This is a genomic window from Nitratireductor indicus C115 (assembly GCF_000300515.1).
GTDB classification, from domain to species: Bacteria; Pseudomonadota; Alphaproteobacteria; order Rhizobiales; family Rhizobiaceae; genus Nitratireductor; species Nitratireductor indicus.
Window position 1 is genome coordinate 1 of sequence record NZ_AMSI01000021.1, and the last position, 26,094, is coordinate 26,094.

A 26,094-nucleotide genomic window follows, 5' to 3' on the forward strand; every position below is an offset into this window, starting at 1 on the left:
CCAGAAATGAGCTCTCCGAAGACGAATCCTCTGCCTCTTTGCACGGCAACCCTGTCATCCGATTTCGGTACCGTCTATTGAAGCACCTCGCCAACCCAGCCTCACTGTCGCACCCGACGATCAGCAGCCACCCGCGCGCCATGCCATGTCGCTTGGCAAGAATGGTTGGCGCGAGATGTCTCAAATGCCGCAGCGTTTGACATTCCTACGCCAATGGCTCGCCCATCCCCTGAGGGTAGGGTCGGTGCTCCCCTCAGGAACGTCTCTGGCCCACTTGATGACAAAGGCAATCGACCGCAACACGGAGTCAGTTCTCGAACTTGGACCCGGCACCGGCGTCTTCACCGAGGCTCTCGTAAAACGTGGCTTGGTGCCGGAACAGCTGACGCTGGTCGAACTGGACGAGAGATTTGCTTACTTGCTCACGCGCCGGTTTCCGGGCGCTCGAATTGTCCAGGGCAGTGCGGCTCGCTTATCAGGGGCGGGCATCGGGAGCGATGTCGCATACGGTGCGGTTATCAGCGGGTTGCCGCTCCTTTCGATGCCCTCGCGCACGGTATTTCGCATTGTTGAGGGCGTGGCGCGCAGACTCGGGCCCAGCGGCAATCTCTATCAATTCACCTATGGCGCTCGGTGCCCGGTTGCGCACGCCATACTTGAGAGGCTGGGCCTGGAGGCGCATTTGCTCGGGACCGTCATATGGAACCTGCCGCCGGCGTCGGTCTATCGGATTTCACGTACTCGGGTTGATCCGAAGGTGACATCAGCGTCCGAACCGCATGTGACGTCAGACGCCCATACAGCTCTCATCCATAAGCAAAACCCGACCGTGATGTGTTGGGAAGGGGAACGGGTTTCCCGTCAATAGAAAGAGCAAGGAGTTCGATATGTTCACGAGACGCGAGATGCTGGCCGGCACAACGGCATTTGCAGTCCTCGCGGCACTGCCCGCGCGAGCACAGACCGGTGTCAACCATAAAGTCCAGATGCTGAACAAAGGGAAGAAGGGCGCAATGGTTTACGAGCCGGACTTCGTGGCTGCTTCCCCCGGCGATACCATAACCTTCTTTCCAACCGACAAGTCCCACAACGCCGAGAGCATAAAAGGGATGCTGCCGGAAAATGCGCTCCCGTTCAAAGGCAAGCTGAATGAACAGATCACCATCACCATCGAGAAGGAGGGCGTCTATGGCGTAAAATGTGTCCCGCACTACGGAATGGGGATGGTGATGCTTATCGCCGTAGGGACGCCAAGCAACCTGGATGAAGCCGGGGCAGTCAAGCATCCGCCAAAAGCAAAAAAGCGGTTCGACGAGCTGCTTTCTGAAGTTCCCGCGGCTTGATCCATTCCGGATTGCGCCAGTAACTGTGGATGGCAGCGTACGAACACCCGGTGACGAAATTGCATGCTGCCATCTCTGGGAAGAAAAGCGTCGAAACCCCTTGAATACGATGTTTCGACGCTTGACGACTATGGCTTCGCTCTGTCCGACAGCAATCGCTGGACAACAATCTCGCCGTCTGGTCCCGCACCCATGATGAGCGCCGATGCTCGATTGCTTTGCCAAGGCCGGCCGACAAAGTAGATGCCTTTCACCGGCGAGATACCGGCTTCGTGCAGGAATGCTCCGTCATGCGCCTTGGCGCCTTCGATATCGAGCCATGTTGTGTCGTCCCGATAGCCGACCGCCCATATGACCGTCCGGATGTCCGCCGACGTACCGTCGGCAAACCGGGCCACTTGACCGCTTGCTTCAGTAAGGCGTGGCAGCACGCGGATGCCTCGCTTGGCCAGGCTTTCGATGCTCCGGTCACGATCAGGAAACGCATCGGATTGTCTAAGCTTTCTGCCAATCCGCGACTCCGCGGGGGCTCTCAGTACGCCAAACAGGTTGAGCCACCACCAGATGGACTTGCCAAGCACTCGCTCGGGAAAGAGCTTGCGAGGCTTGCTCGTCGCCAGCATGACGGACTGCCTTTGTCGCGCTTCCACAGCGATATCCCGGCCGCTTGCTCCATCTCCGACCACCAGGACCGGACCGTCAGGCAGCTGGTTCGGATTGCGGTAGGTTTCGGTGGTCAGCTGGAGCACCTCGTGTCCGAACTGCGCGGCCACCTTCGGCACAAGCGCGACCTGGAATGCTCCGGTCGCGACGATCACCTCGCTGGCGTTGATACGCGACCCGTCATCCAATGCAGCTTCAAAACCGTCGTCTCCAGCCTTCGAGAGGCGGGTCAGACGTAGACCAAGCCGGATCGGCAGTCGGAAGCGTGTAGCATATGCTTCAAGATAGTCGGCGAACTCGTCGCGGCTCGCATAAAGTTCCCGGTTTCCCGCCAGGTCCAGTCCCGGTAGGGCGCTGAACTGACGTGGCGTGAACAAAGTGAGCGAGTCGTACCGGACACGCCAGTTGTCGCCCACCCGCCGATGGCTGTCGACGATGGTGAACTGCAGACCAGCCTCCTTGAGATAGTACCCGGTCGCGAGACCGGCCTGGCCGGCCCCAACGACAAGGACGCGCTTTTCCATCACACCACGACGACTCTGGCTCCTACGGGCACACGCTCATAAAGATCCTCGACATGCTCGTTCACCATCCTGATGCAGCCATTGGAAACAGACTTGCCGATGGTCCAGGGCTCCGTCGTTCCGTGGATACGGTACAGTGTGTCGTGATTATTCCGGTAAAGGTAGAGAGCTCGGGATCCCAACGGGTTGTTGGGTCCGCCGGGGACACCGCTTGCGTAGCGGGCATATTTCCCCGGATCTCGGCGGATCATGTTGTCCGTCGGGCGCCAGGGCGGCCATTTTGCCTTCCTGCCGATCACGGCCGAGCCGGTAAAGGCAAGTCCCGCCTTGCCGACACCGATGCCGTATCGTCGGGCAGAGCCTGCACCACCGACAAGGTACAGATATTTCTCGCGTGGAACCACCACGATCGTTCCTGCCGGGTAGTCATATGGCGATCTTACGTTCTGTGGCAGGAAGCGTTCTTCCAGCACGAACTTGCGCCTTGCGGTGTGTGCAAGGGCCTGACCGGGCACCGCGAGCAGCGCGAACATCCCGAGGACGAGCATTCGCCTGTCAATCCGTCCCAACGAACCATCATCAATTCTTTTCGGCTCAGTGTTCATGACCGTCCTCACCCTGGGGAGGAGCGACGTCGGGAACGAGCTTTTCTATCTTCGCACCTTCCTTGAGTTCAGCAATGATCCGCCTCTCCTCGGCGGCTTTCAGAGCTTGTCGTATCTGCGGCGCCACGGATTCGAAGGACGGGGCAGGACGATTTCGGGTTTCCTCGAGCAGAACGACATGAAATCCGAAGGCGCTTGCAACCGGCGTCTGCGTGTATTCACCAGGCTGTAGAGTCGCGGCCGCCGCATCGATCTCCGGCAAGACCTGGCCTTCCGCCACAAAGCCGAGGTCTCCGCCCTTGACCCTGGAGACTTCGTCGGCCGAGCGCTCCTGCGCCAGCTCCACGAACGCCTTTCCCCCCTTCAGCGCCTCAATGACCTCGACGGCATCGCCCTCGCTGCCAAGCAAGATATGGCGAAGCCGACGCTCGGTAACCGGCGGAATCCTTGCCGCCTGTTCGTCATAGGTAGCCCTGACGACGCTGTCGGTCACCGCTTCTTCCACCTGTTGTTCCAGGAAAAGGGTGCGCAGCGTCTGATCTTCCAGAAACGCCAGCTGCCTCTTGTAGGCGTCCTGCCCGGTAACGTTTGCCGCACGGGCAGCGGCTGACACGATCTTCATGTCGATCAGTGCGTCGACCAGGATGGAACGCCTCGCATCAGGCGGCATCTGGGCGAGCTGCGGCCCGTACATCTGCTCGGCGAGGGCAAGGTCGTCTGCCGTGATATCCTGGCCATTCACACGACCGACGACATCTGTGTCCTGAGCCAGAGCCGAAGATCCGAGCGGAAAAGACAGCGTCAGGATCATCGCGCCGACGAGAAGGCCGGCATTGCTCCGTCTCCGGTTCCCGATCGTGCTATTCATCGGAGCCTCCTTGCTGTTTCGCGGCGGTAACGAGCGGATCGATAATCTCGCTGAACCGCTCGATGCTCAGTGCGCCTTTTTGCATCTGGCCATTGATGAAGAAGGTCGGCGTCGAGTCCACTCCAAACGACTTGCCTGCCTCGGCAACGGCAGAGACCTGATCCAGCAACTCCTGGTCCTTGAGGCATTTCTCGAAATCGGCGGTGCTCATCCCCGTCATGCCCATCACTGACTTGAGCGCCTCGGTCCCGTCGGCAACCCGTGCCCAGTTGTCCTGCGTGCGGTAAAGCAGATCGATGGTGGGATACCATTTGTCATCGCCCATGCACCGCGCCAACATGAATCCGGCCGAGGACCGCGGATCGAACGGAAACTCCCGCATGATGAAGCGGACCTGACCCGTATCGACATATTTTTTCTTGAGCTCGGGCCACACATTTACATGGAAGGTGCGGCAATGGGGGCAGGTCAGAGACGCGTATTCGATGATCGTTACCGGCGCGTCCTCAGGCCCGAAGCTCTTTTCCGGCAGTGGCCCTGGGGCCAGCAGCGCGTCGGTTGACGGTTGCGCTAACAGGAGGGCGGGATAAGTCGCGACCATCCCGGTCGCAGCCATGCCAAAAATCAGATTGCGGCGTTTCATTTCAGGTCCTTTCGTGAGGACGGTTTTATGCAAGCTCTAGCCCCTTGAGAGGCAAGGGGGCTCTCGCTAGAAAAGTGCACTTGTTTGGGCTCGAACGATGATGGGGGCCGGCGTTGCGACGCGGTCGTACAAGTCGATGATGTCCTGATTCATCAACCGGACGCAGCCGCTCGAAACCGCCTTGCCGATGGTCCAGAATTCGGGCGTTCCGTGAAGACGGTAAAGTGTGTCTTCGCCATTCTGGAATATGTACAGCGCTCGCGCGCCAAGCGGATTGTTGAGGCCAGGCGGTTGACCGCCGTTTTCCGCGCTCCACTTTTCCAGTTCCGGCTGGCGTGCAATCATCTCGGCGGGAGGTGTCCATTTCGGCCACCGCTGCTTCCACTGGATCACGCCGTCACCCGACCATTCGAACCCCTGACGGCCGAGGCCAACGCCGTAGCGCATCGCCTTGCCACCCGGCCGGACGAGATAGAGAAAGAAATTTCTCGTATCCACGACGATTGTGCCGGGGCGCTCACCGGTGGGGTCGTCGACCAGCTGCCTGTAGAAGCGCTTGTTGACCTTGGACAGGTCAACGGCCGGGATCGGGAAATCTTCTTCCGGCATGGCGCGATACATGGAAAGGTAGGATCGATCTTCCGCAGGTTTGATCTGCACCGGCTCTGCCGGCTCGTTGCCGGTGGTCGAGCAGGCAGGCAGGACGAACCCACCGGCTGCCGCCGCGCCGAGCCTGAGAAACTGCCGCCGGGAAAACTGTACGCGTAGTTGTGTCTGGGTCACTTGTTGTGCTCGCAATAATATCATCAGGGTCGAGCGCCTGCCGTGCAGACGCTGCTCATATGAAGCAACGACCCATCGAGCACACCACGCCGGCGGAACTGCCGGATGGTGCGACGGCGATCGTTTTCGCCTCTTCGTGAGTCTATCGGGGAGGGGGGACGACCAGGGCAACAATCCCGGGAGGAACAGTGCCGGCAGATCTCTCCAGAGGAGAAGCATGTGTCTCGCAAAAAGCAGGAGCGTGCCATGCGGCAAGCCAGCTGCAGCCATCATGACACTTCGCGGCAGCCACAAGCGAAGCGGGAGCGCCATCGTCGCCGGTGTCAGTCTCGACATATGTCAGGACTGAGCCCCGCTTGAACGGCTCCCCCTCGCCCGCCGCCGCCGTCGTCAGCGCAGCGTGGAGACTAATGAAACATAGCATCAGGAGAGCGAGCAGTGTCCGTCCCATCGCGTCACTCATTTGGCGAGTGAGGGTCGGCCAGTGCGGCCTCGGGACGGCTGATCGGCACCGATGTCAGCGAGGTCCGCTTGGCGAGAGAAGCCTGTCCGCCGCGTTCCAGCAGCTTGCGGAAGCTCGGATGCATGCCTCCATCGGAATAGGCATGTGCCGAAAGCACGCTGCCGGTCGAAAGAAGATCGTCCATAGCGACGCGATCGGATTGCTGCCGTCCGGCGACCAACGGATCAGCAGCATTCAGTGCCGGCGGACATGACGCCAAAGGATCCCGTGGCTCTCCACCTTCGAACTCCCTGTCGAAGACGTAGCGTCCTTCGCAATAGGAGACCTTCGGTTGCCGACGTGTGACCTCGAAAATGTCGTAGCCCAGCTTCAGGTCCGACCAGAACGAAAAGTTTGGATCGTTCCTGTATTTAGCCATGTTCTGGGGCGTCATCCGAAACGGAAACGCCTGGACCTGGAACGTCCCTTGGCCACCTTTCAGGGCCTCGCGCGCGACGGCATAGATCTCGGCCACGCCTTCGTCCGTCAGTGCGAAACACCCGGACGACGAGCAGGCGCCATGGACCATGAGCGCCTCCCCCGTATAGCCGAGTGCTGCTTCAAGCGTGTTCGGATAACCAAGATTGAAGGACAGATAGTATTGGGAGTTCGGGTTCAGCATTCCCGCGGACACATGATAGAACCCTTCAGGAGCCTGACGGTCCCCATCCCGCTTTTTCGGGCCGAGCTTTCCGGACCAGCGACACATCGGGTAGGCCTTGAGAAGGGCGTATCTGCCGCTGCGATCCCGTTTCCATATCTCAAGCTCGCTTTCCTGCTTGAAAATCCGTACGAGGATCGGCGCGGAAGCCGACATGGATTTGCGCGACATTTCCGCCACGAGTGCCGCCGGGATCGCCTGGGTAGCCTTGCCGTCAACGTCGAGAACGGTCGAAACGCATGCGCTCAAAAAGAGCGCAAGCAGCACAATCCCCCCTGTTCTGACGGCTGTAAACATCATCGATAACCATATTCATCTGCACGCACCCATTCCGGCAGCGCTTCGCAGAGTCAGGCCATCATAGTTAAAATGGCGTTTCCGCCAACGAATTTCCGCGCGGCAAAGAATCACAGGAATGAGAGGTTGCCCGCGAGAGACAACGTATCGGTGAATGTGGCGATATACTACAGACGGTAATAAGTCTGCGCGCTGGCGATATCCTGTTCGCCAACCGGTTTAGTGGCCAGCCTCGTCCTCGACAATAACCATTGTATCGATTTTTCCCTTTTCTCCGAAATCAAGCCTTAGTTGAAACGTGTCGCCGGGCCGTAGCGGCTTCTTCAGTCCGGAAATCCAGATATGCTCGCGCCATGGGGCAAGACCCAGCGGCTTGCCTGGGCTGAGCGTTATGCGGGAGGGCCAACGTTCCGCGCCGTCCGCATCGACACGGAACCTGACAGTCTCGGCGACGGATGATTCCGCCCCTGTCAATTGTGCTTCTGCCGTCCCCTGATTGAGAAGGGCGCCATACACCGGTACGCCGTCGTCTCCTTCCGCCGGCGGCGGTGACCAGACGTGGCCGATCGAAATCTGGCCCAGCTTATAGCTGTGGGCGGACGCGCCACTTGCGGCGAAAACCGCCAGAAAGACGCCTGAAGCCAGCGACCTGCCGATCCGCGGCCAGGGCTCGAACGCCGATGCCGCGTTTGACCAACCCCGTTCCCGGCGCTGAGATGGTTGTGCTTCTATCGGACTATCTTCTCGGCGCGTCATTATCGAACTCCTGGGTCGAGGAGGTCGTCAGGCGTTCGTCCGTCTCGTCGGATCCCTTCGAAAGATTCCGTGCTGCTTCGATCTCCTGCGGTGACAGGTTCTTCTGTCGAAAGAAGGTATAGGACAGCGTCACTTCACGGAAATTCCGGGCATCCTTATCCTTCAGCATTTGCTCGTCGAGATACAGAACCAGGGGCATCCGGGCACTCTGGCCCGGCCCCAATTTCTCTTCCGTGAAACAGAAGCACTCGATTTTGAAGAAGAAAGGGGCCGTCTGATACGGCGTGACGTTGAATGTGGCCCGTGCGACGACGGTTTCATCAGAAACATTTTTTGCGTAGTAATAGACCTTGGTGGGTACGCCGAATTTTGTCTCTATGCTTCGTTGCTCAGGGCGAAACTCCCAGGGAAGGTCTGGCGCGACATTTGCATCGAAAAGCACTTTAACCGTCTCGTTGCTCGTCGCGGTCGGCATCGATCCGTCGACCGATCGTTGGACCGTCCCGCCATAACCTGTCAGGTCGCAAAACATTCGATAGAGGGTAGGTGAATATGCGACGAGACCTGTCATGGCGACCAATATCCCGGCGCTGGCCATCACGGGCCAGCGTTTGCGCGAGCGATGTTCCATGGGTCACGACCTCCTCTGATCCTCTTGGCCGAGGAGGTTGTTTTATGATCAACGATCTGACAACGTGACATCAAGGCGCGGGGGCTCGATGCGCTGCCTCCTATCATTTGGTATCGGCAAGCGTCAAAGCACCGCACCGGGTAAAGCTCGTCTGCCTGTTGAATAACGTTCTGGCGTGGAGGAAACTCACTTCGGTTACAAAGAGAAGCAGACATAGCCATGCCGGAAGCACTGGAATGCCTTCCCTCCCACGAGTCGCTGCTCCTTGCGCGCAAAAGACGGCGTATGAACTGGGTGCTGTGCGTGCTTCTGGTAACGTTCGTCGTTGCCGTGTACTGGATAAGTTTCAGTCACGTTCGGACTGAGACGAACGAAACTCAATCGTCCTCCGAACTGGGTAACGGTCCAATCACTCACGCTTGAGTGGCCGATCGCCGTTATCGGTGAGAAGGTGGACCGTCTTGACGTCCAATTCGGTCCATTTCTCGATGATTTTTCGCTTGGCCTGCTTTACGTTAATCGTACCGATCGCCTACTTGGTACTGTCTTCGGTGTTCCGACTGGTGTGCGTCGGGCTCGGTCATAACAATCTTGAGATGCTATACGGCGGCACTGCGGTCTATCTGTTTACGCTGGCGGCCGCCGCGGAAGGCGCGTACTTCCTGCCTGAGGACATAAGAAGCTCGTCCTCATTCACCAGGCTGACCCAGCGATTCAGGTCTTCTCCAGACTGGCGCTTAAGATAGTAGATTTCCGTGTCCTTCCACAGCAGGACCTTCTGCTCCAGATTGTCCAGGATGAAGTCCCCGAGATTCGTGACCACTGTCAGGACCGCGTGTCCTCCGCCCTTTGCGTCGCGGGCAACCGTCATCAGCAGAGCACCCAAAGGGTAGCCGAGTTCGTTCAGGCGCTTGCGTTTCTCAAGAGCGTAGTCCTCGCAATCTCCCACGGTGGTCGGGTATTCCCATCGCTCTTCTACGCCGAAGATCTCCATGTCGGTAAGCGGAGCGACCGCAGCGTTCACATCCGCGTTGATCGAGACGATCTCCCGCCATCTCGGCTTCGTAAGCTTGATCATCGAGCCTTCCGGTGACCGGGCACACTCGCTCCGGTAGCGCCTGCAGTACTCGTAGTATCCGACCGGCATAGTGGTCGTCCCGAATGTAAGCATATTGCTGGCTCGGATGGGCTGTGTGGGGTTGAAGTGAAAGGCATTGGCTGACGCCATGACGCATGACATTCCGAGCGCCAGGGCGCAAACAACAAAGCGTATCATTGAACCGTCTCCCCGTAGTGTTGGGAAGCAGATACAGGATAAGCCTCAAAACGATGGAAAATCAGTTGGTTAAATTAAGGGAGAACTATCTGAAAATTTTATGCGGTGCTTCAATATTTGATTCACCGATGGTGACCGCATACGCGGTCAGTCAACGGCGACGTCTCCCTGGCCGTGATGATGTACCGTCAACTGATCGCGTGATTGGACGACATTGGCGGTAACTTCCAGTTCCTGCCCGCCTTCGAAGACCAGCGTAAGGCGGCTGTCAGACAACCTGTCAGTTCGGGACAGGGGATCCTCCAGGAGCAAGCGAATGCCGCTAGGGCGCATCGTCAATTCGGCGTGACCCGGCACAGGAACAATTCCTTCCACTGGCCCGGTGCTGGTCCGGCCCGAACTCATTTCGGTTCGCAAGATGGAAATCTTGCCGAATGCATCGCTTCGGATCGCCTCCAGGCTGATCTGCTGATTGGTGCCATTCCAGATTGTGAGATAGCCTTCAACGCCGTCGTCCTCGTTCTCTGTCACCAGGATCTCCGCGTGCTCGACCGTCAAAATCGGCGGCGGCTTGCCATGATCTTGTACGCCGTTGGATGCCTCCACCTGCGTGGCCAAGACGAAGATTGCCAGCCCCGCTGTCAAAAGTTCTCTATTCACAAGCAAATGTCCTCTCTCCAGTGCCTGCCCTTGGTTGAGCCCAATCTGGGCAAACCTATGATCAATGCTGCCAGACAATGCGGCAATTGAACGCGTTTGCAGGGAGAAATCCTAAGTCATAATAGCTATAGATACTGGAGGAACAGATGCTGACGATTGGAGAACTGTCGCGGGCAACCGGCGTCAAAATTCCTACGATACGGTACTATGAGCAGATGGGATTGATGGCTGTTGCCGAACGTTCCGGGGGCAACCAGCGGCGATATGAATCACATGATCGAGAGCGCCTGTCGTTTATCAAGCATGCTCGGGATTTGGGGTTCACAATCGAGGCCATCAGGGAACTCCTGGAACTGAGCGCTCATCCCGACCGTCCTTGCGTGGATGCCGATGAAATCGCCGTTCGGCAGCTTCAGGCCGTTCGCAACAAGATCGCCAAGCTCCGTCTTCTCGAGAAGGAGCTTGATCGCATGACGTCACGAAACCACGACGATCAGGTTAAACACTGCTACGTGCTGCAGTCTCTCGCCAACCACGACATGTGCGTGAGCGAACACCAGCGACCTTAGCGAGGAGCCAAGCGTCGGCTTCTCGCACGATCCCCGAAAGATTTCTGAATTGCGGCGCGACGTCAGCCAGCACGTCTTGCCAAATGCAATTTCATTGCTTTAAATGCAAATAGGTTGCAACTGCAAATCCGAGGGATCGAGATGACCGAGCCGACGTCGGACGTCGCCAACGGCTGGAGGGGCAGGTCGCGTGCCCCTTCAATGTCCGATGTGCACCGGTCAGTGCCCGTGCAGGGCATGCACTCGTCCTGGCGCCGGGCCGCCGCCTTCATCGGCCCGGGCTATCTTGTTGCCGTCGGCTACATGGATCCCGGCAACTGGGCGACGTCGATCGCAGGCGGATCGCGCTTCGGATACACCCTGCTCGTGGTGGCCCTGATCTCAAACATCATGGCGATCATCCTCCAATCCCTTTGCGCGCGACTCGCCATCGCGTCCGGCAGGGACCTGGCGCAGGCTTGCAAGGATGCGTATCCAAAGTCCGTGTCGCGTACCCTGTGGGGGCTCGCGGAGGTCGCGATCATCGCGACCGACATCGCCGAGGTCATCGGTACGGCCATCGGCTTGAACCTGCTCTTTGGCATCCCGCTGGAAATTGGCGTCGTGATCACCGCGCTTGACGTCTTCCTCATTCTCTATCTGCAAAGGCTTGGCTTCCGCTGGGTCGAAGCACTGGTGATCGCGCTGCTTGCCGTAATTGCCGTCTGCTTCGTGCTTCAGATTGCCCTGGCGGATCCGAACTGGGGCGACGTCATCCGCGGGTTCGCCCCGACCACCGAGATCGTCACCAATCCCGAAATGCTCTACCTCGCCCTTGGCATCCTCGGCGCGACGGTGATGCCGCATAACCTCTATCTCCACTCCGGGATCGTGCAGACGAGGAATTATGGCGACAGCCTGCCGGAAAAGCGCGAAGCGCTGAAGTTCGCCACGATCGACTCAACGGTCGCACTGATGTTCGCGCTCTGCGTGAATGCGTCGATCCTCATCCTTGCCGCCGCCACGTTCAACACGACCGGGAGGACGGAAATCGCCGAATTGGGCGAGGCCCACAGCTTGCTGGCACCGATGCTCGGCGCGGCCATCGCGCCGACCTTGTTCGGAATCGCGCTCCTGTGCTGTGGCATAAACTCGACGGTGACGGCGACCCTTGCAGGACAGATCGTTATGGAAGGGTTCCTGGATATCAAGCTGCCCCCCTGGCTTCGCCGGCTCATCACGCGGGCGATCGCCATCATTCCAGCCGCGGCGATCACCATCTGGTACGGAGAGAGCGGCACCGCCCAGCTCCTGATTTTGACCCAGGTGATCCTCAGCCTTCAGCTGTCTTTCGCGGTGTTTCCCCTGGTGATGTTCACGGCCGACCGGAAAAAGATGGGTGAACTGGTGGCGCCCCGTGCGCTGGTCGCCATCGCCTTCTTTATCGCCTTTGCCATCGCTGCCCTGAACGTCAAGCTGCTCTTCGACTTTCTTGCGTCCGCAGCTTGATCCCCGGCGTCCTCACGCCTCCGTGTCGTCCTCGAACCGGCAGAAATAGGTCACCCTATCGGCGGCGCCATTGGATGAAGGAACGTTGCGCAGAACGACCTTGACGACCGAACTGCCCGCAGGCGCAATGATATTCCCGGCAATCGTCTCCGTCGGATGGTCATCGGGGATGAGCTCGAAGACGGTCTCGTCCCCGCGGGTCTGGCCGAAACGGACCGACCCTGTATCGTAGTCGCCCTCCGCGGCATAGGTCGTCTCCATCCTCCTTTGATCCAGGAACAGATAGTATTCCATGTCCGAACCGAACGGCACTCGGCCCCAAAGCAATGCGTCGGCCTTCTCACGGGACGGCCTGATGCGGCGCACGAGCGCATCACAGTCCGCGGAGGAAGGTACTGCTCCTTGGTCTGGGAACCACAGGAACACGCCCGTCGGCGGTTCTGCCAAAGCCGGTAGAATGCCGGCAAGCGATGCCGCAAGCAAAACGCCGATTGTCTGCCTTAGCCGCATGCCCGCCTTCCGATCCGCGCGTCTTGATGCATCCGTTCACCGTGCCTGAAGTTGGGATCGATGGCCTGACCTACGGAAGTGTGAGCCTCGCAATGACTGGAAGGTGATTTGACCCGAATTTTGGCCCCATCGCCAAGCTGTCCAATCCCACCGCTGGCGACAGCACGATGCGATCAATTGGTGTCCCGAGCTGCGTCCACGATCCGAACCTTATGCTGAATCGGGTCGGCAGGGGCCACCATCGGGATTCAGTCGTCCTGTAACCCGTGGAGGACAACAGGTCTTTGAAGAAAGGAGACCACGAGGCGGTGTTCCAGTCACCCGCGACGACAACGGGAGTGTCCTGCCGTTCCGACAGGAGCGCCTGCGCAAGATCACGCAGATAGGCCGACCGCTCGCGCCACATGCGTGGACTTCTCGGCGTCTGCGGATGAACCGCATAGACGATGAGGGCCCGGCCTCCCACAAGCAGTTCATATCGGACGGCAAACCTCCCGCCCGTGTCGGCGCTCTCGGGAGACACGGTTCTCGCGGTCAGGATCGGAAATCGGCTGAATAGCTTCATGTCCGTGTTGGCGTGCAGGTCGCGACTGCTCTCGAATGGCCAGATGCCGCTGGCTGCCAACGCATCCTGCCATCGCGGCGTCATCTCCTGGAGCACCAGGATGTCGGCGGTCGCGATTGATGGAAGTGAGAGAAAGTCCGCCGGATCGGGGTTGTCGACATAGACATTAGCGGTCACCACCGTAAGTGGTGCGCCGATCTGCGAAGAAGCAGGCAGTGGTAGGAAAAAGAACGGGAACACACCGCTTAGCAGCGCTAGTGTCCCGAAAAGTGCCACGATGACGTGGCGGAAGGTCAAACTAAGAACAAACAGGCATGTCGCGAGGAGCAAAAGATGCGGGCGAAGGAAGTTTGCGAGGTCAGCAATCCACATGTTTGTCGCGAGAGCCATCGATCCCAACGATGCTGCGGAAAACCCTGCGCACAGGACTGCCATTGCGACGATGCCGGCTCTATGAAGCTTACTTTTTGAAAGCGTAACGAGCATTCTGCAGTCGCAAGACGGTCGGGATGATGAAGGAATAGTCCCTCCTCCTCGCTCTTACCAGTGAGTCAAACTAACGCGGCGACCGACGTCAGAGGCCTCTTGAATCTCTAGCAGCATGAGATTGTACGCTATGCTGGAGCGAGACTTATCGATCGGCCGAGACAGGAAGCCCGCAAACGTCGCTCACCCTGTGCTAGCGATCGGGGAGTGACCTGTGTCAGTGGATGTTTTGAACGGTCATATCCTGGTGGTTGATGACCATCAGGATATTCGAGACCTGGTCGCCGGGCTGCTCGCCAAAGAAGGATATCGCGTCAGCGCTGCAGCGGATGGACGACAAATGCGGCGGCAGCTCATCGAAAGCAGCGTCGACCTTGTCGTTCTCGATCTCATGTTGCCAGGAGAGGACGGGCTCACCCTTTGTCGCGATCTCAGAGCCACGACCAACATTCCAGTTGTCATGCTCACCGCGAAAGGCGACGAATTTGATCGTGTCCTCGGTCTCGAGATGGGCGCTGACGACTATCTGACAAAGCCTTTCGGCGGCAGGGAACTCGTGGCCCGAATCCGCGCGGTCCTCAGAAGGACGCGATCCGTTCCCGCAGGAACGCGAAGCAAAACTGCGTGCGTGTGGCGGTTCGACCGCTGGACATTCGACACGGCGACACGCTCTCTGAAGTCGATAGATAATGCATTGCTTTCCTTGAGCACTGCCGAATTTAACCTGATGAAAGTATTCGTTGAGCGGCCGCAGATCGTGCTCACGCGGGATCAACTCCTCGATTTGACCCGGGGCCGTGAGTCCGAATTCATTGATCGCAGCATCGACACCCGGATCAGCAGGTTGCGGCGGAAGATCGAGGAGGATCCCCAAAACCCACAAATCCTCAAGACCGTGTGGGGCGACGGCTATGTATTTGCAGCCGACGTGTCGCGTGGATGATCGGTTTGCTGCCGAAAAGCCTGAGTGGCCGAACAGTCGTCATTCTTGTGACGGGCCTTGTTGCGACGCATATGGTCACCCTGCTCGTACTGTCGGAAGATCGAGTTGAGTCGTTGACGCGCACAGAAGAGCAACACATCGCCCAGCATATTGCGTCTATTGCGAATATTGTTTCAGACGTTCCAAGCGAATGGAGGGATCGGATCGTTCGTTCCTCTGATGGCCACCTGTTCAACGTCAGAATAACGCAGGACGATACCAACAACACGATTGAACCTATTGGCACCAGCAACAGCACGCTGGCCGACCTGTTGTTACGACAGGTTCGACCGGGCACGAGCGAACCGATATCGGTGGACATAAGCGACGCTAACCCCGGCAATACGCCGCTTGCGCCAGATAGCTGGCGGCGGTGGCTGGGTTCGCGGATCAGTCGCCTCGCCTATGGGCACGACCGCGACCAGGCTGTGCTGGTCTCGGTTCCGCTGTCAGAGGGTCAAAGGCTCAATTTCTCGACGTCGATGCCGCTGGCTTCGGCACCTGGATGGGAGCGACAACTGGCGGTTACCGGTACCTTCTTGGTTATCGTATTGGCGCTTTCCCTGTGGGCCATCAGGAAGATGTCGAGCCCACTGGCACTGTTTGCACACGCCGCCACCGCTTTCGCTCGAAATGTCTATGCGCCGTCCTTGCCCGAGACAGGTCCGAGTGAAGTCCGGGAAGCCGCCCGGGCGTTCAACAACATGCAGAAGCGGGTCCTTCAGACGATCGAAGGGCGAGCCCAAATGCTCGGGGCTATCTCCCACGATTTGCGTACACCGCTAACGACAATTCGACTTCGGGCGGAGAGTTTGGGCGATTCCGAGGTCCGGCATCGGATCCTCGCGGCGATCGAGGAGATGGACGCGATGCTTGCCTCCACGCTGGCTTTTGCCAGAGAGGGAACCGCGCAGGAGGAACCGCAGGCAACGGATATCGGATCCATGTTGGAGGCGATCTGCAGCGATTTCTCGGACATCGGGCACGACGTCAGCTTTGTTCCTTGCGGCACAATCGTCGCTGCATGCCGCCCACTGGCTTTGAAGCGAGCATTGTCCAATCTCATCGACAACGCGGTCAAATATGGGGAGCGCGCTCATGTGGTTGCCAAGGTCAGGGAAGGGATGATCGACATTAGCATCACCGATCAGGGTCCTGGAGTCCCGGACGAAGAGTTGGAGCGCATATTCCAACCATTCTACCGCATTGAAAGCTCAAGGAACCGCAACACCGGTGGCGCGGGTCTTGGACTGGCCATCGCCCAGATGGCTCTGGACATGCACGGCGGATCGATCCAGCTGGAAAACCGCGGCGAAGCTGGCGGTCTTTGCGTACGGGTCCTGATGCCAGTAGGGACAAACGTCGCCAATCGCGGGGCCGCCCCAAGGCATCGATCTCGCCAGCCACGCAAGTAGCCGGCTTCAATGCGCCGGTGACTGACGGATCGGAATGTTCGCTTCCGCGTCAGCTGAGGGGCGACGCTTTAGAAAAGTGTTGCAGAATGTGTCAGAAGTCCGGTGCTGACACAAGCCGCCATGTCCGGGCGAGGTTACGACGAACTCCTGTAAATTCTGTCGTGTATGTGCAGCGCAGCACCGTAGCTCTCCGTTCGGTTGTGAACAAAGGGAGATGTCGTCAGCCGCTCTCCGACGCTGTTGACCCAGCCCCCTTTGTCGCGCCCTTTCCCCCGAAGGAGCGTCGCGGCCGCCGAAGCTGTTTCCATTTCGCGAGAGTCGACAGACGATGGATCGTAAAGAGCGCACCGTATTCGTCACGATCCTCATCAACGGCCTTCTGATCCTTTTCAAGTTCTGGTTGTCAGCAGCTTCCGGAAGCCTGGCGCTCCGGTCCAGCGCCATTCATTCCCTCGCGGATCTCGCGATCGGCGTGTTCGTTCTGATAGGTCTGTTCCTGAGCCGTACGAAGCTAGCGGCAGCCGCGCAAAACGGGGCTCGTGCCGTGGAAAATTGGGTGGCGCTGCTTGTTTCGGCAGCGATCTTCTATGTTGGGCTGGACATTGTCGGGGAGGTCCTTGCAGGAGAGCCTCCAGATTTGAGGAACCTTGGGCCTATCACCCTGGCCTCTCTCGTTACCGTCGTGGTCGCCTACGTCATTGCCCGCTACAAGCTCTATGTGGGCCGCCAGACAGATTCCCCGGCATTGATTGCCAGCGGCTACCACTCTCAAGTCGACATATATGCGTCGATTGTCGTTGTGGCCGGCTTGGGAGGAGCCGCTCTCGGCCTGGAGAACCTGGACACGGCTGCAGCGGCCATCGTCGTCGTCATGATTTTTCTCTCTGGATTCGAGATCGCCGCTGCTGCGATCACTGCGCTGCGGCATCGTGAGCAGCTGCAAGTGGAAGCCGAGGACGCACACGGTCACCTCCATAGCCACGGCTGGTTTCGCATTTATGCTCCTATCGCATCGCTCGCCTTGATAGCTCTCTATTTCTTGACCGGCATCTACACGGTCCAGCCTGGGGAAGTGGCGGTGGTGAGGCGCTTCGGAAAGGTGATCGAAGAGGCGGAGCCTGGAATGCACTATCGCTGGCCAAGCCCGATCGAGACCGTCGACGTGGTTGCGCTCGATCTGGTGAGACGAATCGAGACCGGCCCTCTCCAGATGCTGACGGGCGACGAGAACCTCATCTCTGTCCGGGCGAGCGTTCAGTTCTCAGTCGGCGACGCTTCGGCATTCGTTCTCAATGTATCCGCGCCGGACGACCTCGTCCTCCAGGCCGGCGTGGGAGCCCTGCGCCAGAGCGTTGGTGAGGACGCGGTTGACGCTGTCCTCACGGTCGACAAGACCGCCATACAGGAAAAAGCCGCGAAGGCTGCCCAGGCGTCGCTCGACCGGAGTGCAGCGGGGATCCGGATCGTCGGCGTGCAATTGCTCGAGAGCGCGCCGCCTCCCGAAGTGGCTGATGCATTTCGCGACGTCGCGAGCGCGCGGGAAGATCGCAACACCTTCGTCAACGAGGCGCTCGCCTACCGCAACGAGGTTCTTCCGACCGCGCGCGGCGACGCCGACACCGCGCGGCAGGCTGCGCGAGCCTATGCCGCTGAAAAGCTCGCCTCATCCGCTGGAGATGCCGCGAATTTCGAAGCGCGGCGACAAGCCTACGCGGCGGCGCCGGATATCACCCGCCAGCGCCTCTACCTCGAGGCCGTGGAGAAATCGCTGGCTGGTGCCAAGAAATTCGTGATGGACCCGACGATCATCCCGCAATCGACGGATCTTTGGATAACACAACCGGGCAAGGCTCAACTGCTGCCCCCAATGCAATAGGGACAGGCGAGGACGATTACGACATGAAACCAGTTCGAATTGCCGCTCTTGGCGTCTTGGGCCTTGCCTTCCTGGGAGCAACATTGACCCTCTATCAGGTCGACACCACCGAGTACGCGATCGTGACGCAGTTTGGGCGGCCCGTTCGCGTGCTCAGTGACCCTGGTCTCTACATCAAAGCGCCCGACCCCATTCAAAGTGTCCTAAAAATCAGCAAGCAAATTCAAGTCTACAACCTACCGAAAACGGAATTCCTGAGTAGCGACAAGAAGAACATCATGGTGGAGGCCTATGCCACCTGGCAAGTAACGGATGCGCTGGCGTTTCTGAAGAACGTCAACAGCCTGCGCGGCGCCAGCACACAGCTCAACGATATTATCAAAGCTGAGCTCGGAGCGGCATTGGGACAGGTCGAGCTCGGAAATCTCGTCACAGTCGATACCTCACAGGCGAGCCTTCCAGACACCTTGAATGCCGTGAAGGAGAGGGCTGCAGCCCGCACGGGTGCTTATGGCTTCACGGTCACAGATATCCAGCTCAAGGAGCTCACGTTCCCGGAGGCCAACCTCACAAGCGTTTTCCAGCGCATGCGCTCGGAGCGCGAGGCGATCGCACGCCAGTTTCGCTCGGAAGGCGCGGAAGAAGCAGCCAGCATACGAGCGGAAGCCGATACCGAGAAGGCGAAGATTCTCGCCACCGCGAGCCGCGAATCCGCAGAGATCCGTGGGACAGCCGATGCTGAAGCGATTGCGATCTATGCGGGCTCCTTCGGCAGGGACAAGGATTTTTACCGCTTCTCCAGAACGCTCGAAGCCTACGACAAGTTCATTGATGAAGGCACGACGTTGATTTTGCCCGCCGATTCCGAACTGCTTCAGTATCTGGATCCACGAAACGCTCTGAAACTTCCTCCATCGTCGACCGCGACTGCCGGATCGCCCAAGGTGACCGCGGATTCGGAGCGCGACAGATGATGGACGAGGATGTGGCAGAATCACCAAAGTCCCCGTCGACGGCGGACGATGGCAGCGGAAAAATTGCCCGCGACGTCGCGATCAAATCGAAACTCCTTGTTCGCGCCATTGCGGAGGGTGGGCGGTTCGCATTTGCAGACTTCAAGGTCGCTCTCGGCCACCTAAGGCCTGGCCCTCTGCTTGCGGGTGCGGTGATGCTGATCGCTATCGGCTATGCTTTGACCGGCGTCTATTCGGTCGCGCCTGGAGAAGCCGCGGTTGTGCGCCGCTTTGGTGCCATTGTCCAACCCAGTGTTGAACCGGGACTCCACTATCGGCTACCGTGGCCGATCGACCGCGTGGATATCGTCGATGTTACCAGTGTCCGACGTGAGCAAGTGGGCATAAGCGCTCCCGAGGAAGAGCACATACATCCTGAACCTCCGGCGAAACTTCAGACGCTCTCCGGCGATACCAATGTTGTCGATGTAGAAGTCATCGTGCAGTATCAGGTGCGCGAGCCAGCCAACTACATACTCAACGTCGAATACGCTCCATATCGCATCGTCCGAGACGCGCTCCGGGCATCGGTCACCGGGCTGGTAACACGTCTTCCGGTCGATGCATTGCTAACCAGCGGACGGCAGTCCTTGCAACAAGCCATCCGCGAGGAGACACAATCGCGTCTGGATCAGTATCGGACCGGCCTCGTTATCGTCGGCGTTGACCTGCAGAAAGCGTTCCCTCCTGCCAGCGTCGCGGATGCCTTCACAGGCGTCAATACCGCGCGCGAGGAAAAGGCCCGTCTGATCAATGAGGCACGAGGATATGCGAACAGCCTCGTCCCGGAAGCTAGAGGTCAGGCACAGCAACTGAAGGCACAGGCTGCCGCTTACCGATCCGCCGTTCTGGCGCGCGCAAGCGGAACGGCACGCGCGTTCGATCTTCTTTGGGACGAGTATCGAAAGAATGCAGAAGCCTACGGCGAAGATGTGACCCGATATCGGATGTATCTTGAGACCATCGAGAAAATCATGCCTCGCGTGCAGGTTTATGCTCTGGATACCGCGAAAGGCGGCAGCTTCAACCTGAGACTGTATGGCACTCAGAATGGCGTACCAACTAACGGTGAGGCGGCGCGCTAGCCATGGCGGATGGTTGGCGTCAGATCTGGTCCGATTTTCGCAATAGCCTCAGCGGAAAGCCATCGAATCCGGACAGCGATCGCACGGTCGAACCTCCAGAATCGGCTGACAACCACGCTACTATCGCATCCGGTCCACCAATTGCCACTGCCTCACCAGAACCTCCTGGGTCCGATCCGGCCGCAGCGGAGTCGATGCCCGATGACTCGGGGCAGCTCACGGAAAGCCCACCGTCAGAGGCAGAATCGACGGCTGACTCAGATCAGGCTCAGCCGGCGCCAGCACGGCGACCGACACTGGGTCAGTATGTGGCGAGCATTTTCGCGATCACGACCATTCCCGCCGCGCTCGTCTTCTTCACTTCGGACTATTTCGCCGACATGGCACTCCCATCTCCTCCGGCCCCCAACGTCGTCGCGACATTCGAGGGGGGACAGATAACCCTTGAAGACATCGAATCTCACCTGAATGTGCTCTCCTCGTCCACCAGCAGCCCTGGTCCCATGTCGCAAGAAGCACTTCTTGAGACGGTTGAAGATCTTATTTCGGATCAACTGATTCTCCGATGGGCAGCAAATCGAAAGCCGGAAGCCGACGAGAGCTTCCAACATGCGATCAAGCACATAAATGAAAATCTCAATCTCGAATCCTTCGCGGACCAGCTTCATACCGAACGCATCTCAATCTCCGAAAGCAGCATCCGCGATTACTACGATAAGAACAAAACGCGCTATGAAGGACGTCGCTTTACCGAAGTGCGCGATGAGATACGGCGGACCCTGGTTGCCGAGCAGGAACCCGCTTTTGTCGAAGATTATTTGGAGAAGTTGCGAACAAGCGGATCGATCACTCGTAGTTTCGATCTCCTGGACGTGCCTGCTCCGAGCCAGGAGGAGCTTGAGACCTACTACCGACAGAACATCGACCAATTCAAATTGCCACGCCGCGCCATTGCTGATGAACTGGAGTTCAGTGCATCACAATTCGGCCCGAAGGCCCAACAAGAGGCGGCCAGCGCCTTACTGAGCATCCAGGGCGGCGCAACATTCCAGGCGACAGCAGAGCGATACTCGAAGGCACGTTTTTCATCCCGGGCGGAGGTGCCCGAAGGCAGCAAGAACCCCGATTGGGACAAAAACGTCTTCGCACTGGTTCCCGGGGAACTGGCGAGCGTGTTTCAGGCAGGCGGATCGTATTATGTCGTCCGCCTTCAGGAGGTCATGCCCGCGGGCGCAAAGAGCTTAGTCGAAGTCCGCCCGACGATCATGACAACCGTACGCGCGCAAAAGGAACAGCAATGGTTCGCGGAGAACGGCGAAAAGACGCTCTTCACGATCAAGGGACAGCGCTACAGCCTTCGCGATTTCTACAAGGAATATGAGGAAGCGTCACTTCGCGACCAGTTCGAAGGCGCAGAGGGTCTCAAACGTTTGGCAGACGCGCTAATTGATCGCATGCTCCTGGTATCGGACACCTATGACAAGTTGCTCGACGTCGCAAACAAACCCCTTGCCGACGAAACGCGACTTCGTTTGCTGCGGCAAATGATGGAGCAGGAGGAGGTGGACGACCGGATCGATGTCACCGACGAGCAAATTCAAGCATTCTACTCCGACAATCGCGATCGCCTTGTGAGTCCTCCGATGTCGAGAATCCGTTATGTCCGTATCGGTCTTGGCTCGAGCGAGGCGGACGCGAGTCGTGCACGCGAACGTTCAGACGAAGCCTATCGGAAGCTGACAGGAGCAGTCCCGGGGTCGGACTTTGCCTCGGTAGCGCAGGAGTATTCCGAGGATGTCGAAACAGCTTCAAAGGGTGGCGAGTTCCCTGGTTGGATCGGCGAAAGCGGGGATCCACTAGGCGAACTGATGAGCCACCCATTCCATGAAGCGATTCAAGACATGGAGCCGGGAAAAGTTGGCAAACCTTTCGAGTTGGGAGGCAGCATCTACATCGTGGAAGTGACGGAACGAACCTCGCCGCAACAGTTAATTCTTGACGAGGCAAAGCCCTTTATCGAGGAGTACCTGACCAACCAACAGCATCGCTCCATGGCCGATGAATTGCAGAGGCGGCAACTCCAAGAAGCCAAGGTGCAGTTGTATCCGCAGGTTCTGGAAAAATATCTCACGCGCGCGGCCTCTCGCGAACAACCGCCATCGCCGTAGCGAAGAAACTCTTAAAGCCCCTTGACCCTCTAGCTGCTATAGGTCCTATGACGTAGTCCCTGCGAGACAGGAGACATCGAGATGAACGCTGCAGCACGCCGCACCCGCTTTCGGGTTGAAGGCATGGATTGCGCAAGTTGCGCCGCCAAGATCGACAAAGCGGTCCGACGAATACCGGATGTCACAGATGTGAACGTGTCGGTTGTTGCTGGCACCGTGAGCGTTGAACACGGAGACAAGCTCGATCTCGACACACTGGCCCAAAAGGTCAACCGGCTAGGCTATAAGGCCACACGCCTTGGTGCGGTGAAGAAGTCGAAGGCTGCGGAGACCGCCCACGGTCAAGGCCGAAAATCCAACCATGCGGACCATGATCACGAGCACGTCGATCACGATCATTCGGGTCATGACCATGCCGGTCATGCGCATGGGCCGAAATGCAACCATGATCATCCTCCCCATGACCACGGCGATCACGATCATACGAGGCACGATCATTCCGCACATGTTCATGGTGCGGACTGCAAGCACGACCATGCTGATCGCGATCACGCGGGGGACAGTCATTCAGGCGAAGATCGCGCTGCGAGTAGTTTTATCGAGGAGACTACGTCGGCAGGCGCGCATCAGACCCGCTTTCGCGTCGCCGGCATGGATTGCGCGAGCTGCGCGGCCAAGATCGACACCGCAGTGCGTCGAATGCCGGATGTTACCGACGTGAAGGTTTCGGTGGTCGCCGGGACCATGACCGTTACGCATGAAAGCAATGCCGACATTGAAGGTCTCGCCCGCAAAGTCACCAGCCTTGGCTACAAGGCCGTGCCGATTCCGGCTTCCGGCCAGAAGTCAGGCTCTCCGGCTGCGGATCATGTCCACGGCCCGGATTGCCGTCACGAGCAGGATTCAAAGGCGGGCGGCAGTGGTGCCGGAACCCCTGACGCGCTGGAAGGCATGCATGGCCATGATCACGGTCCCCAGGATGGACCATGGTGGAAAACATCCAAGGCGCAATTGACTGTCGTCTGCGGCATTGCGCTGGCTGTCGCCTTCGTGCTGTCCAAATTGTTCCCGCAAACGCAGCCCTGGGGCTTCATCGCCGCCATGGCGGTCGGGCTGATCCCGATCTCCCGGCGTGCCCTGTTCGGCGCGGTCAATGGAAGTCCGTTCACCATCGAGACATTGATGACGGTCGCCGCGGTCGGGGCTGTCATCATCGACGCGGCCGAAGAGGCGGCGGTCGTGGTTTTCCTGTTCCTTGTCGGCGAGCTGCTCGAAGGCATCGCAACGGGCCGTGCCCGCGCCAGCATCCGGGCATTGGCGACACTGATGCCGAAAACGGCCTTGCTGGAGCGCGATGGCACGACGCAGACAGTTCCGGCGGAGAGCCTGTCTATCGACGCGGTGGTGCTTGTGCGGCCCGGTGACCGGGTGCCGGCGGACGGAGACGTCATTTCCGGCGAAAGCGCGGTCGACGAGGCGCCGGTAACCGGCGAGTCGGTGCCCAAGCGCAAGGAACCGGGAGACAAGGTTTTTGCGGGCACGGTGAATCAGGAAGGCGTGCTCAGGGTTCGCGTGACCGCCGCCGCCGAGGACAACACCATCTCGCGGATCATCGCCCTGGTCGAGGAGGCTCAGGAGTCGAAGGCTCCCACCGAACGGTTTATCGACCGCTTCTCTAAATACTACACGCCGGCGGTGATGGTCGTGGCCGCCCTGATCGCGATCCTGCCGCCGCTTCTTGCCGGTGCGGAATGGAACACCTGGATCTATCGCGGCCTTGCGGTGCTGCTGATCGGCTGCCCCTGCGCGCTCGTCATTTCAACGCCTGCAGCGATTGCCGCGGCTCTTTCCGCGGGCGCGCGCCGGGGCCTGCTCATGAAGGGCGGGGCGGTGCTGGAAAATCTCGGCAAGGTCGATTACGTCGCGCTCGACAAGACGGGAACCTTGACGGAAGGCAAGCCGAAGGTCACCGATATTGTCGGCATCTCGCGTGACGAACGCGAAGTGCTGCGGCTTGCCGCCGCGCTTGAGGCCGGATCGAGCCATCCGCTGGCGACTGCGATCCTTGCCAGAGCGGAAGCCGAGGACGTCACGATCGTCGCGGCCAGCAATGCCGGCGCCATCGGCGGCAAGGGCGTTACCGGCACGGTGGATGGCGTCAAGCTGTTCCTGGCGTCTCCGAAAGCCGCAGCCGAGGAGGTTTCGCTCGACGCGGAACTGCAATCCCGCATTGCCGCACTGAACGACGAAGGCAAGACGGTTTCGGTGCTGCTTGCGGGCGACGAGGTGGCGGGTCTGTTCGCCATTCGCGACGAACCGCGGGACGATGCAAAAACCGGCATAGCCGCCCTTCACGATCTCGGGGCCGGCACTGTGATGCTGACCGGCGACAACCGGCGCACCGCTGAAGCCATCGCGGCCTCGCTCGGCATGGAGGCCCGCGCCGAGTTGATGCCGCAGGACAAGCAGAAGATTGTCGGTGAGCTTCGCGGCACAGGAAAGTTCGTGGCCAAGGTCGGCGACGGGATTAATGATGCGCCAGCGCTCGCCGCCGCCGACATCGGCATCGCCATGGGCAGCGGTACGGACGTGGCGCTGGAAACGGCTGATGCCGCCGTCCTGCATGGCCGCGTCAGGGACGTCGCCAACATGATCTTGCTGTCGCGTCTCACAATGCGCAACATCCTCCAGAATATCACGCTTTCACTTGGCCTGAAGGTGGTGTTCCTGGTGACTACGGTTCTCGGCATCACCGGGCTTTGGCCCGCCATCCTGGCCGACACCGGCGCGACGGTGCTGGTCACGGCCAATGCGATGCGGCTGCTGGCCTGGAAGGGACTGCGCGACGCATGAGGGCGCGGCATTCGGAGACCCTAGCGAGTGCGATGTCGCGATCATGCGGTCTGACTGCCCCGGCGGCCGTGCTGTCGGTCGGCAACGCGTCGGTCCGGGTGAGGTGACCGCATTGGCTCACGGTCAGCGCATCGCAGCGGTCGACATCGCGCGCGGTCTCGCGATCGCAGGGGTCGTTCTTTTCCATATCGTCTGGGATCTGGAGTTCACCGGGATCATCAGCGGAGTGGCCCGGCACCCGGCCTGGCTGGCTTTCGGGCGAAGCCTTGCCGGGACGTTCATGTTTCTCGTCGGGATCAGCCTCGTCCTCGCCCACCATGCTGCCGTGGATAAGGGGGCGTTTGCCCGCCGGCTTCTGACCATAGTGGTCGCCGCCGGCGCCATCACTGTCGTTACCTGGTTCGTCTTTCCCGAGAGCTTCATCTATTTCGGGATCTTGCACGCAATCGCGGCCGCCACGCTTGTCGGCGCAGCATTCCTGCGCGCCGGCGCTCCACTTTGCCTGGGTGCCGCGGTTGCTGTTGTGCTGCTTCCATTCTTCGTTCAATCGCCGGTTTTCGACACACGATGGCTGGCCTGGATCGGATTCGCCGAGAACCCACTCCCCAGCAACGACTTTGTTCCCGTTTTCCCGTGGGTCGGTATAACGCTTTTCGGCATGGCTACGGCGAAGCTGCTCCGACTTGGCTCCAATCGAAGTCCTTCCTCGAAGGCCCCTCCCCGAGGCGGATCGGCTGCCGCATTGATCTGGATGGGGAAACAGAGCCTGCCGATCTACCTTCTGCACCAGCCGCTTCTCCTGGCTTTCATCATTCCTCTTTCGTGGGCTCTTTCGAATTGATGACTACTTCGTGTGACGGGACAATCTCCTG

General features: G+C 59.2%; 24 protein-coding genes. 12 read left to right on the forward strand and 12 right to left on the reverse strand.

Annotated features, from left to right (window positions below):
* The first annotated feature begins 277 nt into the window (after positions 1–277).
* Together NA8A_RS21835 and NA8A_RS21840 are read left to right on the forward strand one after the other, a co-directional pair.
* A complete protein-coding gene (locus NA8A_RS21835) occupies positions 278–868 on the forward strand; it encodes a class I SAM-dependent methyltransferase (RefSeq protein WP_240532837.1) in 591 nt (196 codons plus the stop codon).
* A 19-nt stretch (positions 869–887) separates the two neighbouring features.
* On the forward strand, positions 888–1,343 hold the full coding sequence (locus NA8A_RS21840; RefSeq protein ID WP_009452593.1) for a pseudoazurin: 456 nt from the start codon (positions 888–890) through the stop codon (positions 1,341–1,343).
* Positions 1,344–1,471: 128 nt separating this feature from the next.
* Here the strand turns inward: NA8A_RS21840 and NA8A_RS21845 are convergent, their stop codons facing one another.
* The 10 genes from NA8A_RS21845 to NA8A_RS21890 all read right to left on the reverse strand — a co-directional run bounded on the left by NA8A_RS21845 (position 1,472) and on the right by NA8A_RS21890 (position 10,212).
* Positions 1,472–2,530, reverse strand: a complete 1,059-nt coding sequence (locus tag NA8A_RS21845) for a flavin-containing monooxygenase (protein ID WP_009452594.1) — start codon at positions 2,528–2,530, stop codon at positions 1,472–1,474.
* Positions 2,530–3,078, reverse strand: coding sequence for a L,D-transpeptidase (locus NA8A_RS21850; protein ID WP_009452595.1), 549 nt, complete (start codon positions 3,076–3,078; stop codon positions 2,530–2,532). The genes NA8A_RS21845 and NA8A_RS21850 overlap by 1 nt, the downstream gene beginning before the upstream one ends.
* A 46-nt stretch (positions 3,079–3,124) precedes the next feature.
* A complete protein-coding gene (locus NA8A_RS21855) occupies positions 3,125–4,003 on the reverse strand; it encodes a peptidylprolyl isomerase (protein ID WP_009452596.1) in 879 nt (292 codons plus the stop codon).
* On the reverse strand, positions 3,996–4,646 hold the full coding sequence (locus NA8A_RS21860) for a DsbA family protein (protein ID WP_009452597.1): 651 nt from the start codon (positions 4,644–4,646) through the stop codon (positions 3,996–3,998). The genes NA8A_RS21855 and NA8A_RS21860 overlap by 8 nt, the downstream gene beginning before the upstream one ends.
* A 66-nt stretch (positions 4,647–4,712) precedes the next feature.
* The gene (locus NA8A_RS21865; RefSeq protein WP_051018048.1) at positions 4,713–5,453 is read right to left on the reverse strand and encodes a L,D-transpeptidase family protein; all 741 of its coding nucleotides are present in this window, start codon (positions 5,451–5,453) and stop codon (positions 4,713–4,715) included.
* Positions 5,454–5,884: 431 nt separating this feature from the next.
* Positions 5,885–6,892 (reverse strand): L,D-transpeptidase family protein, encoded by a 1,008-nt coding sequence (locus NA8A_RS21870; RefSeq protein ID WP_009452599.1) that lies wholly within the window; start codon positions 6,890–6,892, stop codon positions 5,885–5,887.
* A 216-nt stretch (positions 6,893–7,108) separates the two neighbouring features.
* Entirely contained in the window at positions 7,109–7,645 is a 537-nt protein-coding gene (locus NA8A_RS21875; protein WP_009452600.1) for a copper chaperone PCu(A)C, read from the reverse strand.
* Complete coding sequence (locus tag NA8A_RS21880; protein ID WP_009452601.1) at positions 7,626–8,276, reverse strand: cytochrome c oxidase assembly protein; 651 nt, start codon at positions 8,274–8,276, stop codon at positions 7,626–7,628. Before NA8A_RS21880 ends, NA8A_RS21875 begins: the two co-directional genes overlap by 20 nt.
* A gap of 619 nt (positions 8,277–8,895) precedes the next feature.
* Entirely contained in the window at positions 8,896–9,552 is a 657-nt protein-coding gene (locus NA8A_RS21885; RefSeq protein ID WP_009452602.1) for a transglutaminase-like cysteine peptidase, read from the reverse strand.
* A gap of 147 nt (positions 9,553–9,699) precedes the next feature.
* Positions 9,700–10,212 carry a copper chaperone PCu(A)C gene (locus NA8A_RS21890; protein WP_240532838.1) on the reverse strand — a complete coding sequence of 171 codons (513 nt, stop codon included), beginning with the start codon at positions 10,210–10,212 and terminating at the stop codon, positions 9,700–9,702.
* Positions 10,213–10,358: 146 nt separating this feature from the next.
* On the opposite strand from NA8A_RS21890, the gene NA8A_RS21895 reads away from it, so the two are divergent.
* Both NA8A_RS21895 and NA8A_RS21900 read left to right on the forward strand, forming a co-directional pair.
* Positions 10,359–10,781: a MerR family transcriptional regulator gene (locus NA8A_RS21895; RefSeq protein ID WP_009452604.1), complete on the forward strand. Its 423-nt coding sequence runs from the start codon at positions 10,359–10,361 to the stop codon at positions 10,779–10,781.
* A gap of 141 nt (positions 10,782–10,922) precedes the next feature.
* A complete protein-coding gene (locus tag NA8A_RS21900; protein WP_009452605.1) occupies positions 10,923–12,269 on the forward strand; it encodes an Nramp family divalent metal transporter in 1,347 nt (448 codons plus the stop codon).
* Positions 12,270–12,281: 12 nt separating this feature from the next.
* Here the strand turns inward: NA8A_RS21900 and NA8A_RS21905 are convergent, their stop codons facing one another.
* On the reverse strand, positions 12,282–12,779 hold the full coding sequence (locus tag NA8A_RS21905) for a hypothetical protein (RefSeq protein ID WP_009452606.1): 498 nt from the start codon (positions 12,777–12,779) through the stop codon (positions 12,282–12,284).
* Between the two features lie 70 nt (positions 12,780–12,849).
* Complete coding sequence (locus NA8A_RS21910; RefSeq protein WP_009452607.1) at positions 12,850–13,734, reverse strand: endonuclease/exonuclease/phosphatase family protein; 885 nt, start codon at positions 13,732–13,734, stop codon at positions 12,850–12,852.
* 316 nt (positions 13,735–14,050) lie between these two features.
* On the opposite strand from NA8A_RS21910, the gene NA8A_RS21915 reads away from it, so the two are divergent.
* The 8 genes from NA8A_RS21915 (at position 14,051) to NA8A_RS21950 (ending at position 26,063) form a co-directional block, all read left to right on the forward strand.
* Positions 14,051–14,773, forward strand: coding sequence for a response regulator (locus NA8A_RS21915; RefSeq protein WP_009452608.1), 723 nt, complete (start codon positions 14,051–14,053; stop codon positions 14,771–14,773).
* The gene (locus NA8A_RS21920; protein ID WP_009452609.1) at positions 14,770–16,227 is read left to right on the forward strand and encodes an ATP-binding protein; all 1,458 of its coding nucleotides are present in this window, start codon (positions 14,770–14,772) and stop codon (positions 16,225–16,227) included. Before NA8A_RS21915 ends, NA8A_RS21920 begins: the two co-directional genes overlap by 4 nt.
* 328 nt (positions 16,228–16,555) lie before the next feature.
* A complete protein-coding gene (gene hflK / locus NA8A_RS21925) occupies positions 16,556–18,103 on the forward strand; it encodes an FtsH protease activity modulator HflK (protein ID WP_009452610.1) in 1,548 nt (515 codons plus the stop codon).
* A 23-nt stretch (positions 18,104–18,126) separates the two neighbouring features.
* On the forward strand, positions 18,127–19,077 hold the full coding sequence (gene hflC, locus NA8A_RS21930) for a protease modulator HflC (protein ID WP_009452611.1): 951 nt from the start codon (positions 18,127–18,129) through the stop codon (positions 19,075–19,077).
* Positions 19,074–20,201 (forward strand): FtsH protease activity modulator HflK, encoded by a 1,128-nt coding sequence (hflK, locus tag NA8A_RS21935; protein ID WP_040673343.1) that lies wholly within the window; start codon positions 19,074–19,076, stop codon positions 20,199–20,201. Before hflC ends, hflK (NA8A_RS21935) begins: the two co-directional genes overlap by 4 nt.
* A gap of 2 nt (positions 20,202–20,203) precedes the next feature.
* Positions 20,204–22,369: a peptidylprolyl isomerase gene (locus NA8A_RS21940; RefSeq protein ID WP_074896910.1), complete on the forward strand. Its 2,166-nt coding sequence runs from the start codon at positions 20,204–20,206 to the stop codon at positions 22,367–22,369.
* 81 nt (positions 22,370–22,450) lie between these two features.
* Complete coding sequence (locus NA8A_RS21945) at positions 22,451–25,222, forward strand: heavy metal translocating P-type ATPase (protein WP_040673345.1); 2,772 nt, start codon at positions 22,451–22,453, stop codon at positions 25,220–25,222.
* Positions 25,223–25,265: 43 nt separating this feature from the next.
* Positions 25,266–26,063, forward strand: coding sequence for a heparan-alpha-glucosaminide N-acetyltransferase (locus NA8A_RS21950; RefSeq protein ID WP_240532839.1), 798 nt, complete (start codon positions 25,266–25,268; stop codon positions 26,061–26,063).
* Positions 26,064–26,094: the final 31 nt, after the last annotated feature.

Excerpts from the sequence above, each read along its gene's own strand:
- NA8A_RS21835 (WP_240532837.1), top strand. The coding sequence starts at position 278 with ATGACAAAGGCAATCGACCGCAACACGGAGTCAGTTCTCGAACTTGGA.
- NA8A_RS21840 (WP_009452593.1), top strand. The coding sequence starts at position 888 with ATGTTCACGAGACGCGAGATGCTGGCCGGCACAACGGCATTTGCAGTC.
- NA8A_RS21845 (WP_009452594.1), bottom strand. The coding sequence starts at position 2,530 with ATGGAAAAGCGCGTCCTTGTCGTTGGGGCCGGCCAGGCCGGTCTCGCG.
- NA8A_RS21850 (WP_009452595.1), bottom strand. The coding sequence starts at position 3,078 with ATGCTCGTCCTCGGGATGTTCGCGCTGCTCGCGGTGCCCGGTCAGGCC.
- NA8A_RS21855 (WP_009452596.1), bottom strand. The coding sequence starts at position 4,003 with ATGAATAGCACGATCGGGAACCGGAGACGGAGCAATGCCGGCCTTCTC.
- NA8A_RS21860 (WP_009452597.1), bottom strand. The coding sequence starts at position 4,646 with ATGAAACGCCGCAATCTGATTTTTGGCATGGCTGCGACCGGGATGGTC.
- NA8A_RS21865 (WP_051018048.1), bottom strand. The coding sequence starts at position 5,453 with ATGATATTATTGCGAGCACAACAAGTGACCCAGACACAACTACGCGTA.
- NA8A_RS21870 (WP_009452599.1), bottom strand. The coding sequence starts at position 6,892 with ATGATGTTTACAGCCGTCAGAACAGGGGGGATTGTGCTGCTTGCGCTC.
- NA8A_RS21875 (WP_009452600.1), bottom strand. The coding sequence starts at position 7,645 with ATGACGCGCCGAGAAGATAGTCCGATAGAAGCACAACCATCTCAGCGC.
- NA8A_RS21880 (WP_009452601.1), bottom strand. The coding sequence starts at position 8,276 with ATGGAACATCGCTCGCGCAAACGCTGGCCCGTGATGGCCAGCGCCGGG.
- NA8A_RS21885 (WP_009452602.1), bottom strand. The coding sequence starts at position 9,552 with ATGATACGCTTTGTTGTTTGCGCCCTGGCGCTCGGAATGTCATGCGTC.
- NA8A_RS21895 (WP_009452604.1), top strand. The coding sequence starts at position 10,359 with ATGCTGACGATTGGAGAACTGTCGCGGGCAACCGGCGTCAAAATTCCT.
- NA8A_RS21900 (WP_009452605.1), top strand. The coding sequence starts at position 10,923 with ATGACCGAGCCGACGTCGGACGTCGCCAACGGCTGGAGGGGCAGGTCG.
- NA8A_RS21905 (WP_009452606.1), bottom strand. The coding sequence starts at position 12,779 with ATGCGGCTAAGGCAGACAATCGGCGTTTTGCTTGCGGCATCGCTTGCC.
- NA8A_RS21910 (WP_009452607.1), bottom strand. The coding sequence starts at position 13,734 with ATGGCTCTCGCGACAAACATGTGGATTGCTGACCTCGCAAACTTCCTT.
- NA8A_RS21920 (WP_009452609.1), top strand. The coding sequence starts at position 14,770 with ATGATCGGTTTGCTGCCGAAAAGCCTGAGTGGCCGAACAGTCGTCATT.
- hflK (WP_009452610.1), top strand. The coding sequence starts at position 16,556 with ATGGATCGTAAAGAGCGCACCGTATTCGTCACGATCCTCATCAACGGC.
- hflC (WP_009452611.1), top strand. The coding sequence starts at position 18,127 with ATGAAACCAGTTCGAATTGCCGCTCTTGGCGTCTTGGGCCTTGCCTTC.
- hflK (WP_040673343.1), top strand. The coding sequence starts at position 19,074 with ATGATGGACGAGGATGTGGCAGAATCACCAAAGTCCCCGTCGACGGCG.
- NA8A_RS21940 (WP_074896910.1), top strand. The coding sequence starts at position 20,204 with ATGGCGGATGGTTGGCGTCAGATCTGGTCCGATTTTCGCAATAGCCTC.
- NA8A_RS21945 (WP_040673345.1), top strand. The coding sequence starts at position 22,451 with ATGAACGCTGCAGCACGCCGCACCCGCTTTCGGGTTGAAGGCATGGAT.
- NA8A_RS21950 (WP_240532839.1), top strand. The coding sequence starts at position 25,266 with ATGCGGTCTGACTGCCCCGGCGGCCGTGCTGTCGGTCGGCAACGCGTC.